Source organism: Pseudoalteromonas sp. SG43-3, assembly GCF_014164385.1.
In the GTDB taxonomy this organism is placed as follows: Bacteria; Pseudomonadota; Gammaproteobacteria; order Enterobacterales; family Alteromonadaceae; genus Pseudoalteromonas; species Pseudoalteromonas distincta.
This window is the reverse complement of the sequence record NZ_JACJFC010000002.1, coordinates 290,850-309,274: the sequence shown is the minus strand read 5'-3', so window position 1 is coordinate 309,274 and position 18,425 is coordinate 290,850. Positions and strand designations below refer to the sequence as shown.

Annotated in this window: 20 protein-coding genes; 19 read left to right on the top strand and 1 reads right to left on the bottom strand. The window is 38.6% G+C overall.

Features of this window, described 5'->3' with window-relative positions:
- Positions 1-7: 7 nt before the first annotated feature.
- From H5157_RS03200 to H5157_RS03135, 14 genes are all read left to right on the top strand, one after another.
- On the top strand, positions 8-364 hold the full coding sequence (locus H5157_RS03200; protein WP_182671935.1) for a hypothetical protein: 357 nt from the start codon (positions 8-10) through the stop codon (positions 362-364).
- Between the two features lie 35 nt (positions 365-399).
- Positions 400-690: a PAAR domain-containing protein gene (locus H5157_RS03195; protein WP_024595244.1), complete on the top strand. Its 291-nt coding sequence runs from the start codon at positions 400-402 to the stop codon at positions 688-690.
- Positions 691-692: 2 nt separating this feature from the next.
- The gene (locus H5157_RS03190) at positions 693-1,721 is read left to right on the top strand and encodes a hypothetical protein (RefSeq protein ID WP_182724124.1); all 1,029 of its coding nucleotides are present in this window, start codon (positions 693-695) and stop codon (positions 1,719-1,721) included.
- Positions 1,718-2,569 (top strand): hypothetical protein, encoded by an 852-nt coding sequence (locus H5157_RS03185; RefSeq protein ID WP_182724123.1) that lies wholly within the window; start codon positions 1,718-1,720, stop codon positions 2,567-2,569. Before H5157_RS03190 ends, H5157_RS03185 begins: the two co-directional genes overlap by 4 nt.
- Complete coding sequence (locus tag H5157_RS03180) at positions 2,569-7,137, top strand: RHS repeat-associated core domain-containing protein (protein WP_182724122.1); 4,569 nt, start codon at positions 2,569-2,571, stop codon at positions 7,135-7,137. The genes H5157_RS03185 and H5157_RS03180 overlap by 1 nt, the downstream gene beginning before the upstream one ends.
- Positions 7,138-7,148: 11 nt before the next feature.
- Positions 7,149-7,676 (top strand): SMI1/KNR4 family protein, encoded by a 528-nt coding sequence (locus H5157_RS03175; protein WP_182724121.1) that lies wholly within the window; start codon positions 7,149-7,151, stop codon positions 7,674-7,676.
- Positions 7,677-7,716: 40 nt separating this feature from the next.
- On the top strand, positions 7,717-8,214 hold the full coding sequence (locus H5157_RS03170) for a DUF6795 domain-containing protein (protein WP_182724120.1): 498 nt from the start codon (positions 7,717-7,719) through the stop codon (positions 8,212-8,214).
- Positions 8,215-8,228: 14 nt separating this feature from the next.
- Entirely contained in the window at positions 8,229-9,401 is a 1,173-nt protein-coding gene (locus tag H5157_RS03165) for a lipase family protein (RefSeq protein ID WP_182724119.1), read from the top strand.
- A gap of 118 nt (positions 9,402-9,519) precedes the next feature.
- A complete protein-coding gene (locus H5157_RS03160) occupies positions 9,520-10,293 on the top strand; it encodes a ChaN family lipoprotein (RefSeq protein ID WP_182724118.1) in 774 nt (257 codons plus the stop codon).
- Positions 10,287-10,865: a hypothetical protein gene (locus tag H5157_RS03155; protein ID WP_259399342.1), complete on the top strand. Its 579-nt coding sequence runs from the start codon at positions 10,287-10,289 to the stop codon at positions 10,863-10,865. The genes H5157_RS03160 and H5157_RS03155 overlap by 7 nt, the downstream gene beginning before the upstream one ends.
- Before the next feature lie 70 nt (positions 10,866-10,935).
- Positions 10,936-11,202, top strand: coding sequence for a hypothetical protein (locus tag H5157_RS03150; protein WP_182724117.1), 267 nt, complete (start codon positions 10,936-10,938; stop codon positions 11,200-11,202).
- 83 nt (positions 11,203-11,285) lie between these two features.
- Positions 11,286-12,065 (top strand): hypothetical protein, encoded by a 780-nt coding sequence (locus H5157_RS03145; protein WP_182724116.1) that lies wholly within the window; start codon positions 11,286-11,288, stop codon positions 12,063-12,065.
- A gap of 238 nt (positions 12,066-12,303) precedes the next feature.
- Entirely contained in the window at positions 12,304-12,735 is a 432-nt protein-coding gene (locus tag H5157_RS03140; protein WP_253188801.1) for a DUF4198 domain-containing protein, read from the top strand.
- A gap of 23 nt (positions 12,736-12,758) precedes the next feature.
- Positions 12,759-13,925 (top strand): lipase family protein, encoded by a 1,167-nt coding sequence (locus H5157_RS03135; RefSeq protein ID WP_076924320.1) that lies wholly within the window; start codon positions 12,759-12,761, stop codon positions 13,923-13,925.
- A gap of 14 nt (positions 13,926-13,939) precedes the next feature.
- Here the strand turns inward: H5157_RS03135 and soxR are convergent, their stop codons facing one another.
- A complete protein-coding gene (gene soxR / locus H5157_RS03130; RefSeq protein ID WP_024595605.1) occupies positions 13,940-14,401 on the bottom strand; it encodes a redox-sensitive transcriptional activator SoxR in 462 nt (153 codons plus the stop codon).
- Positions 14,402-14,478: 77 nt separating this feature from the next.
- Here soxR and H5157_RS03125 point away from each other — a divergent pair, with 77 nt between their 5' ends.
- From H5157_RS03125 to H5157_RS03105, 5 genes are all read left to right on the top strand, one after another.
- Entirely contained in the window at positions 14,479-14,952 is a 474-nt protein-coding gene (locus tag H5157_RS03125; RefSeq protein WP_182724115.1) for a flavodoxin family protein, read from the top strand.
- A 65-nt stretch (positions 14,953-15,017) separates the two neighbouring features.
- On the top strand, positions 15,018-15,530 hold the full coding sequence (locus H5157_RS03120) for a DsrE family protein (RefSeq protein ID WP_182724114.1): 513 nt from the start codon (positions 15,018-15,020) through the stop codon (positions 15,528-15,530).
- An 8-nt stretch (positions 15,531-15,538) separates the two neighbouring features.
- Entirely contained in the window at positions 15,539-16,174 is a 636-nt protein-coding gene (locus tag H5157_RS03115; RefSeq protein ID WP_024595602.1) for an SGNH/GDSL hydrolase family protein, read from the top strand.
- A 78-nt stretch (positions 16,175-16,252) separates the two neighbouring features.
- Complete coding sequence (locus H5157_RS03110; RefSeq protein ID WP_182724113.1) at positions 16,253-17,791, top strand: EAL domain-containing protein; 1,539 nt, start codon at positions 16,253-16,255, stop codon at positions 17,789-17,791.
- Between the two features lie 56 nt (positions 17,792-17,847).
- Positions 17,848-18,369, top strand: coding sequence for a hypothetical protein (locus H5157_RS03105; RefSeq protein ID WP_182724112.1), 522 nt, complete (start codon positions 17,848-17,850; stop codon positions 18,367-18,369).
- Positions 18,370-18,425 lie beyond the last annotated feature (56 nt).

Genomic DNA, 18,425 nt, shown 5'->3' with positions numbered 1-18,425 from the left:
TGCAAATATGGAAATAATAAATAGCTTTCATTCAGGACTTAGAAACGGCATTAATAATAACGGATATGTTGTATATTGCCGTTATGGGCTTGCGCATTTAATATGTTTGCCAATTAATAGGCCAGACGATCCATTGCTAAATCCAGCATTAAGTCACCTAAAAGCAATGAATGGTTATTACGCTGGCCAGTTTTTAAATAATTTACACCCAGTATTAAATAGTGAAGATGTTGTGTCGGGATTATACCAATATGCTATGCAAAGCCCTGTTGCACTTTCAGATTATTCTCAAAGTGAATTAATAGAGTGTTTATCTCTATTAGTGGCGCACAGCAAGTTATTAATTATCCCTTTATTTGATTAGTTTTATTTAAAAATATAAACAGACAAGGAGTCTTTATGGGCAAGCCCGCAGCTACAATTGGTCACATGCATGTGTGTCCCAAAACAACCGGCACAGTGCCGCATGTAGGCGGCCCTGTAGTTATTGGTTCAACTAATGTCTTAATTGGTGGAATGCCTGCTGCGCGCAAAGGCGACATGATGGTGTGTATTGGCCCACCAGATAGTATTAAATCGGGTTCTGGCTCGGTTAAAATTAACGGTAAGCCTGCAGCTAGAATGGGCGATGACAGCTCCCACGGCGGTAAAATTGTTGTTGGCAACCCTACAGTATTAATAGGTGGCTAACCTTGCTATCTACATACCTAAGTAATCATAAAGCGCAACTGCTAGCAATTAGTGAAGCACAATATTGCCCTTTTACATGCGTAGGTTTTATTAAAACGCTTAAAACAAAGCTATTAGAAGCATGTTGGTTAACGGCTAAGAAAAATAACGTCCCACAAAAATTTAGCCAGCCAGATTTAGTGCAATTAATCACTTTTTTACAAAGTGACCCCAATATTGATTCCACTGCACAAGCATGCGTTGAGGTAATGGCTAATTTGCCTCAAAACATTAACTTAGCGTTTATTAACGCTTTAATGAACGAGCCTACCTTACATAGCCTAACTAAATTAATTATTTATAAAGTTCTGTTACAGCAACACAGCTTGAATTTAATCGCTTATATTGACTTAAAAACTTTGTGCTTTGCATTAACCACTGACAAAGAGTCACTTGAGCATTTACAGCCAGCGTTGGAGCAAAATTTATTAATAAGTAGCCAAGCCAAAAATACCGAAGTAATAAATACGTTTAAACACTTATGCAATGCTGGGCTTATTAATTCTCCGTTAATGTCGCTTTTTTTATTATCACTCAGTTGGGAACAGGTGAATGTAGTTGGCAACCATGCAAGCAACACTTTAACGGTTGACCAAACTATGCAGGTATTACTGCAAAGTAGCTTTGCAAAATTAATTCCATTAGCTAATACTTTTTTAAATAAAGTTGAAGAACCACATACCATTATTGCTTTAATAAGGCGCTTGCTCGGCGATAAGCTTGATTTATTAGTGAGCTTTGAAACACAACTGCAAGCATGGCAAGGTGATGAGTTATCGTGTAGTGAATTTAAGCGTCAGTTACACACTAACTGGCCAAAGTTTGAGGGCGAGCTTTCATCTTCGCGCTTAGTAGCAGGTAAAGCGCTAAATACTAAGTTAAATGCTATAGAAATGTCTGCTATGGATAGCTATAGCCAAGCTGTATTTAACTTATATAACTACTACCAACACGCTAATGCTAAAAAGTTAGCTGCGGAGGCCGTGTTGTGAGTGCTTTTAATATTAATATGGAGTGTTTTTTAGCGCCATTTTCTCAAGACATAGATGAGCTTTTATACGGCGAAGAGTCTGCATCAAATGAGTTTAAAGAATGGCAATCGTGGAATGCATGCATTTACGATTGCATATTAAAAGCAAAAGAATTATTTGCAAAAGTTGAAGACTTACAAGCACCTTTAGTTTGGTTGCTTCCTGCGCTTGAATACCAAGGCGAGCTTAAGCAACTTTTGGCAAATAGTTTAAAACAGTTATTTCCACAGCATGTAAGTCATATTTTGTTTTATGGTGCTACAGGCGCTAATACAATGATCGAACTTGTGCAAAAAAATCAGTGGAAAAAGGTTAACGTACTTGCAGTAGACGCTACACACAAAGCAAATATAAACGGTGAATATGCCTATCAAGGTGTTGGTGGTGCATTTGCAACTGTTACAGCGGTTAAAACTGGTTGGATGCAACAAAGCCACGAACTGGCTCCATCTGTAGATTTTATAAAGCATAACCAATTAAGTGGGATTTTTTCTAACATTGCGCTTAATAGTAAAAAACAAATAGATTTTATATGTGCGCCAGGTAATGGCGTAAACCACGAAAGCGATGTGTGGTTAACAAATTTACAATTGCTCAGTAATTTAATTAGTGAGCATACACATTATGAATTACCTAATTACAAATTAGGTAAAATTGGTGCGCTTGAAGGACTCGTTAATTTATATCAATTGACCTCAAGCCCGGCTATTGTAAATCACTTTAAACATGCGTTAGTGATTTCTCAAGAACAATCAAAATACCAGGCCGCAGCATCATACTTATGGATAAGTGAGGAAGTACACAACTAATGCAAAGTAATACAGTTGTTTTACAAGGAACAAGTTACCCCATTTGCCTCGTTGCTGGTAAAGGCCAAACGCCCTCTGGCTATGCACCTGCAGTAGCAAACACGGCACAAAGTGCTAAACAGCAAATAGCTGAAATTGGTGGTGCGCTAACTGGCGATGCTGCCAAACGCCTCGACGTAATTAACTTATTAAATAGCGCAGGCGTTAGCTGCCCACGCAGCGCCTCTGCCCGCGAAACCGCAAGTGCACTTACCCAAGCTTTAATAGCTGGCGCTGTAACGTGTTATCACCAAAAAGCAAAGTCATCTATTCAAGTTAGTGATAACACCAATAGTGGAGCAGCTGGCAAAAAGTCGAGCAAAAAATCAAGCTCAACAGCATCAGGGAAAAGCGCATCGCAAGCACCCGCTAAAAACACTGGCGGTGCAAGTAATAACACCGCAAGCGAAGAGCCCATTACAAATCAAGAGTGCCGTTCAGATCCGGTATCAATGCTGTCGGGCGAAGAAATCCTCCCGCTTATCGACTTTACATTGGCGGGCAGCCGCCAATTAGTGTGGCGACGTTTGTATCGCTCATCTCATGCTGATGTATGCACAACAATGGGTAATGGATGGCGCCATGACTTTATGGCAAGCCTTACTGAGCATTACTTGCCGCCGCCAAAAGTGGGCCCTAAGCAAAAAGGCACCTACTGGTTAGAGTACCAAGACGAGCATGGCGCTAAACATAAATTTGAAAAGGTAAAACCTGGCCAATCGAGCTATCAGTTAAGTAGTAACCTTGCGCTACATTACCAAACAAATGGTAAGCAAGTACTTGTAACGCCAGACGACCAACACCTTACCTTTAAACCAGGCGAAAGCGCATGGTTGCTTGAAAAAATAATTAACGAAAAAGGCCAAAGCATCGCGTTTTATTACGATGCGAAAGAGCGCCTACACCGTATAGAAGTAAACAAAGTACGTGGCTGTATAATTAGCTACAACGCGCAAGGTTTATTAAGCAAAATAGCAGCGTACTGCACCGATAAGAACAACAAACAGCAATTGCTATCGCCATTGCTTGCAAGCTATGAGTACGACGAAAACAAAAACCTTGTTCAGTCTACTAATCAGCAAAACGAAACTGAGCGCTACGCGTATAACGCCGCTAATTTATTAACAAAGCGTACCCGAGCCAGTGGCTTTAGCCATCATTTTGAGTGGGATAGCTACTCACCCAGCGCTAAATGTATAAAGCAGTGGGGCGATAACAACACCTATACTTACCAGTTTGAATACAACCTTGAGCGCGGTGAAACAACCTGTATAGACTCTCGCGGCCACAAAGAGCACTTTGTACATAACGCACAAGGTAAATTGGTAAAACATACCGACCCTAACGGCAATGTTTGGCAATATACATACAATGCACAAGGCCAAAAACTCAGTGAAATAAAGCCCGATAGCAGCACAACGCGCTATAGCTACACACCTTTCGGCCAATTAGAAACAATAACGCAGCCAGATGGTAGCCAAACCCATTTTGCTTACAACCAACTTGGGCAACGTGTATTAACTACCCTACCTGATGGCCAAACCATTACGCGTAAATACAGTGTGGCTGGCTTATTACAAAGCGAAACCTTTGGCGATGGCCGCACCACATTATACAGCTACGATAAGCTCGGCCAGTTAACCCAGCATATTAATAAAAATGGTCAAATCACCAAATTTATTTGGAACGAGCAAGGCGAGCTTTTAGCAAAACACCATAACGATGAGTTAATACGTTACAGCTACGACAGCCTAGGCCGCGTAAATGCCACACTTAACAACGCAGGCTTACTCACTCAATATAAATACAATGAGCACGGCCAGCTTACGCAAACCATTGCCTTTGATGAAAAAGAGCCTGAAAATAAACAGCATCAAAATTTTAGCTACGACGAAGCAGGGCGATTAATTAGCTCGCAAAACAGCAAAGGCGATACCACAGAGCAACATTTTGAAGGGCTAAGCCAACCGCATTGTGTTATTCAGCCCGATGGCAGCGCATTGCATTTAACGTACGACAAAGAGCGGAACTTAACAGCCATCGAGCGAAGCGACGGCCACGTATACCGCATAAGTTACGACGCGAACGAAAATCCAACACAAATAACCGGGTTTGATGGCACGCTACAGCAATATAAATACGATGCCTGTAACCGCTTAACTTCAGTAACGCAAAGCAACAAACGCCACGTAAAAATAGAGCGCGACAGCCTAGGCCGTGTAACTGCGCAGCATGCAAGCCTTGCCAGTGACTCACATATCATTAATAACGCCAATTACTACAGCTACACAAAGCAAGGTAAAATTGCGCGTGCACATAATGCGCAATCAACACTTAAACAAACGTTTGATAAAGGCGGGCGATTATTGTGTGCTGAGCAAGTTAATAACCAGCAACAAGCGCATACCTTAAAGTACAGTTACGACGAATACGGCAGAAGACAAACCCTTACGCTGCCAGACTCAACCACGCTTAAATATAGCTACAACCAGTTTGGCCAGCTAAGCGGCATTAACTTATTGCAAACCAACAACAAAGAGGTTGAACTTGCAAAGCCGCTTGTAACATTAAGCTACGACAGCCAAGGTAATATTAAAACCCAGCAGTTTGGTAACAGTATTACCCTTACTCAACAGTGTGATGTATTCAACCGTTTAACGCAGCAACAGCTTACACAACCAGCGCAAGCATTATTTGATACCTGTACGTACAAATACGATAGCGTCAACCAGCTGATTGCCCGTAAAAACGAAGGCGTAAGCAGCCAAAATATCAATTTTGAATACAACAGCTTGGGGCAATTAATACAACAAACTTTAGCAAGCTCACGTACTGATACAACCACACACTACCAGTGGGATAGCTTTGGTAACCCTCAAAGCCAAACAGTAAAATCAAACACAAGCGATACAGACACTAAAGATACAAGCACGTGTGATAAAGAAGCTAGCGATATAGCTAGCGGCAACCAAGGTGCAAAACATAAGGCTGCCAGTAATGAGCATACAGCCAGCTTTTCTATTGATTTAACACGCGCCACGCATAGCGAATACAAAGAGTTAGCGCCAAATAATAGTAAAAATAGTAGCAACGCTGACTCAGTAATAAACAATGAAGGCAATAACAACACCACAATAAACAGTGCCACCGACGCAGACCGCCTAACACAATTTGGCGACAGCGACTTTTACTACGACGAGTTTGGTAACCAAATACGCGAAACCGGCAAAGGCATTAAAACCCGCCGTGAATACAATGCGTTTAATCAGTTAAGCTGTTTTAACAACAACGGCACGCTCACCCAATACGACTACGACCCACTGGGGCGTCGTATCGCCAAGCACACCGAGCACGGTAAAATTGACTACATTTGGGATAACGACCAGTTAATCGGCGAATGCCAACACGGTGAATATACCTGGTACATTAACCTGCCAAATCAATTTCACCCAGTTGCGCTGATTAAACAAGGCGAGGTGTACTACTACCACCTAGACCAACTTAACACCCCACGCTTTGTAACCAATAACAAAGCAGAAGTCGTATGGAAAAACCAAGCCGATGTGTATGGTTATGAAGAGCCAGAAGCCGAGCCTGACACTAATAAAGAAAACACCTTCACCCAGCCAATCTGTTTTCAAGGGCAATATTTAGATGAAGAGAGTGGCCTGCATTATAACCGTTATCGCTACTACAGCCCCAAACAGCAACGTTTTATAAACCAAGACCCAATTGGCTTAGTGGGTGGTATAAATCACTATCAATATGCACCAAATCCGGTGAATTGGGTGGATCCGTTTGGGTTGTTGTGTAAAGAGGGTGAAGAAAGGCTTGATAGAATGCTTTCTAATTTAGTTTCTTCAGGTGGTATTGATGAAGCTACAAAAAATAAAATTCTAGAAATTGCGATTGCAAGTGCAGTTATTAACGACCTACAAAAATCGACTCTTAAATATACAGCAGAGGGTGCTAAATATAGAAAAGAGCATGTATATGATATTGCAGGCCTTGATGAAGATAATGGCTTAATTAAACTCAATAAAATGAGTACATCAGGTGAAGTTATTAGTACAGAGGTTATAAGCACAGCACAATTTGCTGAACAGCATATTATTAACAGTGAGCGCGTAAAGCTCAACCCGGATTCAAAACCAACTAAATATCACAAACGTACTGTGGGTGAAGTTGAGATGGCTAGGAAAGCTTTTCCGCCTAAAAGAAGTGAATATATTCGGAAGTACGCATCAGAAGCTCTGAATGATGATAATCACGAGGCACATAATCATTTTGAAGAGACGACTCTTAAAAAAATGGCATTTTCAGGTAAAGTTCCTCCAGGGTATAATGTACATCATAAAAAGCCTATATTCAGGTGCGAAGCGGCAGAAAACCCAAATGATTTAAATAATTTGCAAATATTATCAGATAGTTATCACACTGAAAATAATAAAGAGTTACATTGGTATGCTGATGGCCAGAGTCCATATGATTCTAGTGGGAATGGTCCAAATCTATCGAATACAGACTAATAGGAATTACTATGTTTAAAGATCTTACAGCCATTATGGATAAAGCTGCAAAAAAAGAAAATTTCACAAGTCGTCAAGGCGGGGCTGAGGAGTTTGAAGTCAAAGAGTTAGAAGACACTTTTAATATTACTTTACCTGCAGACTATAAATTTTATCTATTAAAGTATGGTTATACAGTCTGGTTTGGTGAAATTATTTGTGGATTTGTCGATAAAGGGGCGCTGTTTGAGGGAGATGCCGATGTTATACCTACTACGCAACATTATAAAAAGTTATACAATGATGATAACAACTATATCTCCGTTTCACCTACAGGAGTAGTGATTGGTTCATATGACGGTGGTGGTTATTATTTTTTATTTTCGCAAGAATCTGAGCGTGCTGGTGAAGTTGGGCTATTTCTAACTGAGACATATGGACAAGAAGTGTCTAAGTTTAAGAGCTTTACAGATTACCTATCTTTTCTTGTAACTGGCACCCCTGAACCTGAATCTGTTGAAGTGGATTACGATGAAATAATGAACATAATTGAAGACTAATTATGGTACTCAATTATAAAAGCAGAGGTTTAGAACCACTATGTTTGGTTTAATAAAAAAATACAGTGTGCACATGTGCTCTGAAGTTAAAGGGATTATTACTTTAAACGGCAATCCCGTTGAAGGTGTTTTAATTAATCGTAGCCTCAAATTTGCACATAAAATTGAAAAAGAAGATCAGGTTATTACAGCTTCCGATGGCGCGTTTAATATGCCAGAAGTTGTTGTTGAGTCAAAAATACCCGGTGATATGTTTTCCCATGAAGTTACTTATCAACTTATTACTGCAATTCATGGCGGTGAAGAGTATGAGCTTTGGAATAGTGAGCTACGTGGAATTGATGAGCCCGACGAGTACAAACAAAAGCTAAGCAGTCTAAACGCTGATTTAGTATCACCTAATGTAGATTTTATATTTCCTAACCATGCTCATGAAAATTTAGATTTTTATGGCTCGACTATTTGTAGATGGGAAAGTGACTTTGAAATCTATGAAACTGAAGACGACGATACGGATTACTTTAAAGATTTTAAATAATAAAAGGATTTTACATGAAAATTTTATCTCCTAGCATAGCGGCACAACTGGCTGATTTTGCGTACAAAAGCATTGCGGTTTCGGCGGCTGGTGAACAGTCAAAAAAAATAAAATCGAATCCAATTATTAGTAAGCATTTTGCATTTGATTCAAAAACATCAACACTAACAGGTGTAAGTGGCACAACAGCAGAGCATGTATTGAACCAATCTACTGGTTTTGGCTTTTTTGGTGTAGGCAAAGGTACTGGTAACCATGGGGGCGAGATTGTCATAGCAATACGCGGTACTGCTGGGCTTGCTGATGCGTTAACAGATTTACACTGTGGTGTTACCGTTGGTCCAAACTGGACTCCGGTGCATTCTGGATTTAATCGTACTTTTGAAACTATTAAACCGCAGCTAGCAGCAATATTGAGTAAGGCAGGTGGGCGCCCTGTTCACTGTATTGGCCATAGCCTTGGTGGTGCTTTAGCAACGTTAGCAGCAAATTGGATTAAAGCTCAATATAAGGTGCCTGTAAAACTTTATACTTTTGGATCTCCAAGGGTGGGTCTTAACCCTTTCGCAATTAAAACAGAGACAAGATTAGATGGCATTTATAGGGCTGTTCATCGTAGCGACCCTGTAGCTATGGTTCCTGTTTGGCCGTTTGTACATGCGGGGAGCGAATATAGGCTAAGTACGTGTGTTTCATTAACGGGTGCGGCGCATAAAATGGCAGGTAATGCGCCAGGTTATATTAACACTGCAGCTAGTTACCCTGACTATAAAAGTATGCAGAAAGGCTCTATATCTAACTTAACGATGACACGTCTAAAGTACTATAACCGCCATCATGCTTCTTTTAATGCACATTGGTCTGAAAAAATCACAAGTGCCCTTATCACTTTATTACGTGAGAGCGGTAAGTTAGCAAGTATTATGGGTCAAATAGGCACATCAGGTGTTTTAACTATTTATGATTTATTAGCTCGGTCAATTGTAGAGATTTCTCAAATGTCGATTAAGTTTGCTGAAGATAGTAAAGGGCTAATTGGGCATATACTTAACTTTGTAGGAAAGCCATTTGTTGCCGTTGATATAACTTATGCAGGTGTAAAAAAAGCTTTAACTTGGATGTTAGAAAAACTCAAAACACTAGTAATTGCTGCGGTAAAAGTTTCACCTCATATCGCACTGGGTTAGTAATTAAATTAAGGCTCAGGTAACTACTGAGCCATTTTTATAAAAACCAGTAACAGTCAGTAAATGTAAAATATCTAGTTTAAAAGCCCTTTGAAGTTATTAAACATAAGGAAATACAGTGAATAAAATAAACACGGATGTAAATTATAAAACAATGGCCGGTAATGCACGCTTAGTGATGCTCGGTGAATCAAGCCATAGCACTGCTGGTTATAAGTATGAAGCAATAAAGGCAATCAAACAGCTAAAAGCTGCTGGTTTTACGCATTTTGCAATCGAAATGCTACCAAGAGCTATGCAAGAGAAAATAGACTTTTATCAGCGCACAGGTAAAGGCTTTGATGTTATACAGCAGTATTTTAATAAGTATTGGACCCATGGCTATTTAACACCTCATGCGTATGGTGAACTTGTTAAGGCTGCGCGCGATATTGGAATGAAAATAGTCGCGCTCGACGTGTTAGTTGAAACAATGGATATAATGGATAGTGTATGCTCTTCACAGAAGGGTATAGGAGGCGATTGCTTTGATACTCATACTTATAGAAACGCACTTTGGGCAGTTAATTTAGCTACTATATTAAACCGTTCAAGTCAGAATAGAGTTGTTGCTTTTATGCATCGTTTTCATGCTGTACTAAATGCAGCAGACCAGCCTGGTGTAGATGTATTTCTTAAAGATCACAATATTTTCAATGTACGCTTTATCGACTTTATTGGAGGGTTAAGTTGCATAAGTGATAGACGTTGCTCAGGTGACTCGAATCAGGATAACCCCCTAAAAGAGCTTTATTTTTATCGAGAAGGCTACCCGTACGAATCATCTGTTAAATCTTTTCAAGTGCACATACCTGAAAAGCGTGTGAATAGTGATGGTTCACTACAATGGTAAAAATAATATCAATAATTATCTTTACTTGGTGTTTTGTATTTTCTTCGGTTTTGAGAGCATCACTTTTTCCTAATATAGATATTAACTCCCCAAACCTAACTGTAGAGAAGGCCGCTAAGCAATGCCAAAAAAGCTTAATGCATGCACCTGAACAATTAGAAGCATGGTGTGAAAAAGCATATAGTCTTGGTGATTGGGAGGCTTTATATTACATAGGCGTACACACCGGAGATGGTACTCGTTATTTGGAGGAACTTAATTCTCGTATTGCAAATAACGAGTATAGTGCTTTAAAAAAACTTGCTTGGATATACCGAAGTGGCCACTTCGTAAAAAAGGATTTAAGAGAATCTGCACGATTATATGAATTGTATTTACTGCATGATAATGAAATAAACTTTCAAACTGTTTCGGCACATTTTGAACTATCCACTATTTACCAAAGACTTGGTATGTGGAATAAAGTAATTACCCATACTGATTACGTTATAAATTATGCAAACAGAGCTGATTGGGAGCATCGCGCTAAATATATACAAAAGCAAGCCAAAGCCTCGTTAGCTGAAAATTAAACTTTAAATGTATTTATCTAGAAATATAAAGGAGCTATGAACGCCTAAGCTAAGGCGCTATAGAAATGATATGGAACAACAAAACCAACAAACATTAACTAACCTTGTTTACGATATATATGAAGACCCAACTTTAATAGAAGAGCATCAAGTGCTTATAAACCCTTTGTTGAGCGATTTAGTTGCCACTGCGCCAGCTGGGTTTGAGGGTATGGCGACGATGATTAATACCCATATTTCTAATGGGTTTAAATTCAAAAATCCTAAAATACAAAAATTTGAACTTGAGTCAGGACTTTTAAAACTTAAAACGTATTTTCAAAAAATAAACCTTTAATACCTACCTCTCTTTATTATTGAACACCCACATTATAATGCAGCACAAGTGCTGCATTAATTCTTTCTCATCAAGGATGATCTATGAGCCTTATCACCACGAGTATTTTAATGCTGTTTTTACAGCCTTTATTTGTATATTTAGCTCTTTTTAAAGAGTCAGATCGGAGTACTCCAAGCCGTTCATTAGATAACGAAGATGCTATGTATCTTTTTATAGCACCAGGGTTAGCTATATTTTATTCTGATAACTTTTGGCAGGCGTTACTTTATTTAGGAAGTGTATGCCTGTTAGGTTTAATGCTTGCCATTATTGTAAAAAGCAAAGCTAAAAAACGATTAACAAGAGATGACGCTATCGGGTTTACTATTGCCAGCTTTTTATTTTTTTGGATTATAAAATTAATTATTGGTGGGTTAGGATATTTTTTTAGCGAAAATGCCGCGAATGCTTCAGCGCCTGTCATAGGTGAACAAACTTATTCATCAACTACAGGTGAGCTTTTAAACTGGGGGTATTTATATTATCAGTTTTGGCCAACGCTATACTTTTTACTCTTTATGTTAGCCACATTAGTTATAAAAATAATAGAGAGCCGATTTAATAAACATTCATTTTCAGGCTTGCTCTTAATATTGGGCGCAGTTTTGGCAGGTGTATCACCGTTATTTGGGCATGCTTTTATTTTAGGCGTTATCGCAAACTTTTTTATATTTTTTGTTGTGTGCACGGCATGTATAGAAATTGATAAAAGGAGCGATCCTTCAGCGGGTGCTATTAGTTTTATATATGGTTTTTTGCTTGTGGGCGGTATCGCGTTTAGTAGTATTGGCAAATTAATATATACGCTATTTTATAATTAAATTAGGATTGTTTTTTGATTAAAAAACATGCAATATAATTGTACCTAATTAGTATGTTCCCCTACTTTTTTTTAATATAAATATGGTTGGTGTAATTAATTGGCCATAAACATTAAGTAGCTTATAGCTAGGTCTTGGGAGAGTGTTTGCTTTGTTTTTATCGCGTTTAAAAATTTTTGTGTTGGTAATAGCCTCTATTGCCGTTGTTTTTTTTACTACATCACAGGCTTGTGCGGATATGTTTGGTTTTTTTAATAAACAAGAATTTTATTTATCGGCTCCAGTAAAGGGGCAGTTATTAGATAATGGGCAGCCAGTTGCAAACACTAAAGTAATGCGCTCACTCACCTATGGCGATGAATACGTTGACGAAACCACAACAGACGAACACGGTTATTTTACTTTTACAGAAAAAACAATAAAGACAGGTAAGCCCTCTAATATGTTTGATAACGACTCGTTGGTTCAACATATTTATTTAGAAAACGGCACGCCAGAAGGAATTGTTTTATGGTACACGCTTGTTTCAATTCATGAAAAAAGTGACACACTTAAAGAGCTTCTTGCACACTTGAAGTGCGATATTTCTAAAGAGCCGCAAACATACGATATTCCAATTAAAGAAGATACCAGCCACGCTTTTGCGATTTACACATCATGTAAACTTTAACTATTAATTTAAAGGGAACTTATATGAATACTTTGACACCCACTCAAGCCGTACAATTAGCTAACCTTGCTTATAAAGCAAAAAGCATTAAAACCACTAACTTACTTCATCGTTCACTTCATGCATCTTTGCGCGACAATTTTAACTTTTCAGTTAACCCTGGCGCAGTACAAGGTGTAACGGGAGGTTTTTTCTCCCATTTATTTAATTTAAGTACGGGTTTTGCTTTAGTAGGGCATGGGCTTGGCGATTATCAGGGGGATTCAGTTATAACAATTCGAGGTACTAACTCGCTAAGAGATGGCTTAACTGATGGCCATTTTGGTTTAAGTGGAGGCTCAAATGGCAGTATGGTGCATGCTGGATTTAATAAGACCTTTTACAGTATGAAGCCCGCGTTACAGGAGTTTGTTGAAGCTAATATTAAAGATAAAGTAACCGATTGTATTCATTTAGTTGGCCACAGCTTAGGTGGTGCATTAGCGACGCTTTCTGCCGATTGGATTAGAGCTGAATATTCAATACCTGTAAAGCTATATACGTTTGGCTCACCGCGCGTTGGGCTTGAAAACTTCTCTCGGGCTGCTACATCAAGAATTGATAAAATTTATCGCTGTACTCATGGTGCAGACCCAGTTGCTAAGGTACCTTTGTGGCCGTTCTCGCATGCGCCTTATAGCGGTCAAGAAATACGCTTAGATAATGGGCAAGGTTTAAAAGGTGCTGCGCATACCCTCAATGGTACGCCTGGCTATATAAACACAGCCAATAGTAATAATTGGAACAACTTAACCATTCAAGCTAATCATTTTTTGAGTACCCCTGTACGTTTGAAGTTTGAAGACAGAAATCAAGCATCATTTACCTCACATTGGGCAGATAAACTAGGGGCTGCGTTAGTCACACTTTTAAAAGATGCCGGCTATTACAGTGCAGTTGCTGCCCAAGCTGCTATTGGTACTGGCCTCACTTTTTACGATATGTTGGCGCGTACTTTAGATAAAATAGCTAAAGCGTCAGCCTCGTTTGCAACACAAACCTTAGGTTTATTAGGGCATATGTTAGTGTTTGCAGGCAAAGTAATTAGTAAAGCGGTGGAGCTTACATATAGCTTTATAAAATCTGTATTCGACTCAACCCTAGGCGCTTTATACCGAGCGGCGAGAGAGGGGCTAAGTGGCTTAGATTAATTCTAATCTAGCCTTCAATCTCGCTCTAACAAAATAGCACCACTTTGGTTTTCGCCTAAGTGGTCGTTTTTGTTATAAATAGGGCATTTACTCATAGATAAGCACCCACAGCCAATACATCCATCAACGCGATCGCGCAAACGCTGCATATACGCTATTCGCTCGTCCAGCTGTGCTTGCCATTGCTTTGAAAGGGCTGCCCAGTCTTTTTGCGTAGGTGTGCGCTGATCAGGTAATGTTGCCAGTGTTTGTTTAATTTCATCAAGGGTTATTCCCATTGCTTGTGCGGCTTTTATTACCGCTATACGGCGCAGTACATCTTTTTTATAGCGGCGTTGATTGCCGCCATTTCGCCAGCTACGTATTAGTCCTTTTGTTTCGTAAAAATGTAGGGTTGATACTTTTACGCCGCTACGCTTTGCTACATAACCCACGGTTAAGTTGGCCTCAGTTAGTTTTTTTTGATCTATTGGCATTATTTTTAATTTCCGTTTGACCTCAATATAACTTGAGGTTTTAAGCTTCTTTCAACATTAAAAAAGGAGCTAACTAAATGCAACAAAAACTTGAGCGTAGCACTGTTATTATTTATTCAAGCGCACGCAAAAATGGTAATACACAGGCGCACGTTAATGGATTTGCAGAGCAAAATAATGTGTGTGTAATATGCTTAGATGATTATAAAATTGCGCCGTATTGCTATAACAAAAACTATAAAAATGATGATTTTTACGCTGTGTTTGAAGCACTTTTAAAATACGATCATTGGGTGTTCGCGTCGCCTGTTTATTGGTATAGCATTACGGTACAAATGAAATTATTTATCGATAGAATAACCGATTATATGGACGATGAAGTATTAAAACCTAAGCTTCGTAATTTACGCAGTAAGCATTTTTCAGTGCTTTCTAATGCGTCATCAAGTGAAGCCCCCGCCTGTTTTGTAGAGCAGTTTAAAAATACGTTTAGTTATTTAGGTATGCAGTTTATTAACCACAGCCATAAAAGTACCCAAAAGGTTGCTTAAATTGCAGCCTTTTTTGGTTGTCTCTGGTAGTTTAGTAATAATCTTAAAAAACACAGGATTGTTTTATGAAATATTTACTATTGTTAGTGCTGCTTTTTAGCCCTTTAATATATGCAACAGAGCAACCAATTAAGGGGTATGGTAATTATTACAATGTCCCCGAGCATGATGAAATTAATGACGCTACGGTATTTAAAATAGCATTTGATGTTGCTGATGGCGCTGAAAAAGGCGCGCAAAATAATTCAATAAATTCGCTAGCGCGTTTTATTAACATGCATGTGGCGCATGGCGTAAAGCCTGAAAACATACAACTTGCATTAGTTGTGCACGGTAGCGCAAGTGTTGATGTGTTAGCTAATAGCGAATATAAAAAACGCTTTAACGCTGACAATAAAAACCAAGCGTTAATTGATCAGCTACTAGCAAACAACACTAAAGTGTATGTTTGCGGGCAATCTGCTACTCACTTTAAAGTAACGCCAGCGCTTTTAATTGAGGGTGTAAAAATGTCGCTTTCAGCTATGACCGCTCACGCACAACTTCAACAGCAAGGCTATACGCTCAACCCATTTTAATGACTCAAATAATAAAAAATATTCTCTGCTTTGGGGATTCAAATACATGGGGCTTAAACCCTGTAACGGGTAAACGTTTTGATGAAAATACCCGTTGGACATCACTTTTAAATAAAAACTTAGGGTGTGGTTTTAACGTAATAGAGGCAGGGCAACCTAATCGTACGTTAGTGCATAATCCCCCGTTTGACGGTGTGCTTAATGGTGTTAGCTATTTAAAGCCTTATTTGGATAAGCATGATCTCGACTTTATTATTATAGCTCTTGGTACAAACGATCTTAAAAAACGTTTTAATTTAACACCTACTTTAATAGCAGATGGCTTGAATGATTTAATTAACTCAATACACATTTATTATCAGCAAGGTAGTACTTTAAAATCTCCTAAGATTATTATTGCTAGCCCACCTAAAATAAGAATTACCGAGCAGTATTCACGTATTTATGAAGAGGCTGATACAAAAGTAACAAAGCTCTCTAGTGCATTTAAAAGCGTTGCAGCTAATAATAAGTGCGCTTTTATTGATTTTAACTCGTTCATTAACATAACAGATGGTGATGGGATTCATTTTGATGATATCCAACATTTGGCAATAGGCTTTAAAATAGCGCAATTGGTTCAAAACTCACTCAATAATTGTTAAATCTATCTGTGTGAATTTAATGCGACTTATGCAATCATCTAATAAAGTAGTGATATAAATTAACAACTTCGAGATGCTATGAAAAAGTACCAACAAAGATCTATTATAGCCGTTCTAACCGGAGTGTTAGTTTTTATAACTGGCTGTATTATTTTACTCAATTTTGCAGCGCAGCAATTAACAGCACAAACAAAGTCAGATGCTGAGTATATTCTCACTCATGTAGAAGGTGCAATTGCAGAGAGGCGTCGAATACTTACCCCATTAAATAAGCTTGCGTTTAAACAGTGTGACAACACAACTCTTCTTGAGATGCGCCGCGCTTTATTTGACGCAAAATATGTAATTGATATAGGTTTTTTTAAAGATAATCAGCTAGTTTGTACTACGGGTGCAGGCTTATTAAGTAAACCAATTAACGACAAACAGCCTGACTTTATTCGAGATGATGAACAGGTGAGGGTTCGTTTTGAGCCAGAGCTTTATCTATTATTATTTAGTGAGCGCCCTATGGAGGTAATTATAGTCAGACAAGGGGACTATAATTTAATTATGCAGAGTACTCCCTTTACCAACATTGGCATTACTGTGCCAGATTGGGAAGTTGTTTATAAAACACCAAATACTTTGCATCATTTAGCAGGTAAAGAGGATCTCTACCTTCAAGTAAAAAACAATGTTTTCTTTCCTTACGAAACTAATTTAGTTTGCAGTTCTGCAAGTAGCCAATATTGTGTGGTAGTGCACTTACCTTGGAGTCTGTTTTTTTCTAATAACCACTTATTATTAATAATTTCGTTAATTTTAACCTGTTTAGCGGGAATATCGAGTGCGTTAATAGTTGATGCAAGAATTGCTGCACGTCGCTCTATTAATCAGCGTATTCGTAAAGGACTCAAAAAGGGATCATTTTATTGGACTTACCAGCCTATTATTTGTTTGCAAAGTGGCAAGCTGATTGGTTGCGAGGTACTTGCACGTTTTGAAGATAAGTACGGTGTTTTATTTCCAGATGAGTTTATTCCGGTTATTAGAAAAAACAATTTAACCTGGACTTTTACTGAGGCCATGATTGCCACCACAATCAAAGAGTTAACTTCTATAGAGGTATTGCCTGAAGGCTTTAAAGTGTCGCTTAATATATTTCCGTGTGATGTAGAGCTGGGTAACGTGTCGTTGCTGCCACAAATTAAAGAGCTTACCAATTCACGCTTTATTATTTGTTTAGAGATAACGGAAGACGAATACCTTGATACAAGCATCGCGCATGCTCATTTTAGAACCTTGGTTGAATCGGGATTTAACTTATCATTAGATGACTTTGGTACGGGTTATTCAAATTTAAGAAACTTACAAAATTTGAGCTTTCATCAACTTAAAATTGATCGTACGTTTGTTCAAGATATAACAACTGAGGGCTTAAAAGCCTCTATGATCCCAAATATTATGGAACTTGTGCATAAGTTTAATTATACCTGTGTAGCAGAAGGTATTGAAACCACTGAGCAAGAAGCCATTTTAAAAACAGCGGGTGTGCATTACGGACAAGGCTGGAAATACGGTAAGCCCATGGCTGCGTCTAAATTTAAAAATTATATAACTAATCAGCATTTTTAGATCTCAGCTGCCATACTAAACGTATCGGTATGAAATTTATAAATATTAGGTTTATTATGATCAAATTAATATTAAGTGCTTTTGCACTTTTACTACTTAGCGCATGTACAACACAGTACCCAAACCAGCAATTAACAGGTAAGCAGTTCCCAAGCATTAGTGGCGAAAGCTTAGAGCAAACTATGGTGACTATACCAAGTGATTTTAAAGCAGATAAAACACTACTGCTCATTGGGTACAAGCAAGACAGCCAGTTTGATATAGACCGTTGGTTAATTGGTTTAGATATGGCGGGCGTAACGCTCCCTACATACGAACTACCAACCATTGCCGGCATGGCACCACGTATGTTTAGCACATTTATAGACAGCGGTATGCGCAAAGGCATCCCTAAAGAATTATGGGGTGGGGTAATCACTATTTATAAAGATGGCGAGACAGTTCAAAAGTTTACAGGTAATCAAAGCCCAAATAACTCTCGTGTGGTACTTATAAATAGCAGCGGCGAAATTTTATATTTTTATGATCGAGGTTTTTCGGTTGATGCGTTAAATAAATTAAAAGCGAATATTGAGTAGCCTTTAAATTTATTTGTTGAGGTTAATTAAAGTGAAAGGGAGCGAATGCTCCCTTT

What these genes read in the sequence shown, in the direction of transcription:
- H5157_RS03145 (WP_182724116.1), top strand. Translation starts at nt 11,286, where the DNA reads ATGAGCCTTATCACCACGAGTATTTTAATGCTGTTTTTACAGCCTTTA.
- H5157_RS03175 (WP_182724121.1), top strand. Translation starts at nt 7,149, where the DNA reads ATGTTTAAAGATCTTACAGCCATTATGGATAAAGCTGCAAAAAAAGAA.
- H5157_RS03195 (WP_024595244.1), top strand. Translation starts at nt 400, where the DNA reads ATGGGCAAGCCCGCAGCTACAATTGGTCACATGCATGTGTGTCCCAAA.
- H5157_RS03170 (WP_182724120.1), top strand. Translation starts at nt 7,717, where the DNA reads ATGTTTGGTTTAATAAAAAAATACAGTGTGCACATGTGCTCTGAAGTT.
- H5157_RS03120 (WP_182724114.1), top strand. Translation starts at nt 15,018, where the DNA reads ATGAAATATTTACTATTGTTAGTGCTGCTTTTTAGCCCTTTAATATAT.
- H5157_RS03135 (WP_076924320.1), top strand. Translation starts at nt 12,759, where the DNA reads ATGAATACTTTGACACCCACTCAAGCCGTACAATTAGCTAACCTTGCT.
- H5157_RS03200 (WP_182671935.1), top strand. Translation starts at nt 8, where the DNA reads ATGGAAATAATAAATAGCTTTCATTCAGGACTTAGAAACGGCATTAAT.
- H5157_RS03125 (WP_182724115.1), top strand. Translation starts at nt 14,479, where the DNA reads ATGCAACAAAAACTTGAGCGTAGCACTGTTATTATTTATTCAAGCGCA.
- H5157_RS03155 (WP_259399342.1), top strand. Translation starts at nt 10,287, where the DNA reads ATGGTAAAAATAATATCAATAATTATCTTTACTTGGTGTTTTGTATTT.
- H5157_RS03150 (WP_182724117.1), top strand. Translation starts at nt 10,936, where the DNA reads ATGGAACAACAAAACCAACAAACATTAACTAACCTTGTTTACGATATA.
- H5157_RS03165 (WP_182724119.1), top strand. Translation starts at nt 8,229, where the DNA reads ATGAAAATTTTATCTCCTAGCATAGCGGCACAACTGGCTGATTTTGCG.
- H5157_RS03110 (WP_182724113.1), top strand. Translation starts at nt 16,253, where the DNA reads ATGAAAAAGTACCAACAAAGATCTATTATAGCCGTTCTAACCGGAGTG.
- H5157_RS03105 (WP_182724112.1), top strand. Translation starts at nt 17,848, where the DNA reads ATGATCAAATTAATATTAAGTGCTTTTGCACTTTTACTACTTAGCGCA.
- H5157_RS03140 (WP_253188801.1), top strand. Translation starts at nt 12,304, where the DNA reads ATGTTTGGTTTTTTTAATAAACAAGAATTTTATTTATCGGCTCCAGTA.
- soxR (WP_024595605.1), bottom strand. Translation starts at nt 14,401, where the DNA reads ATGCCAATAGATCAAAAAAAACTAACTGAGGCCAACTTAACCGTGGGT.
- H5157_RS03180 (WP_182724122.1), top strand. Translation starts at nt 2,569, where the DNA reads ATGCAAAGTAATACAGTTGTTTTACAAGGAACAAGTTACCCCATTTGC.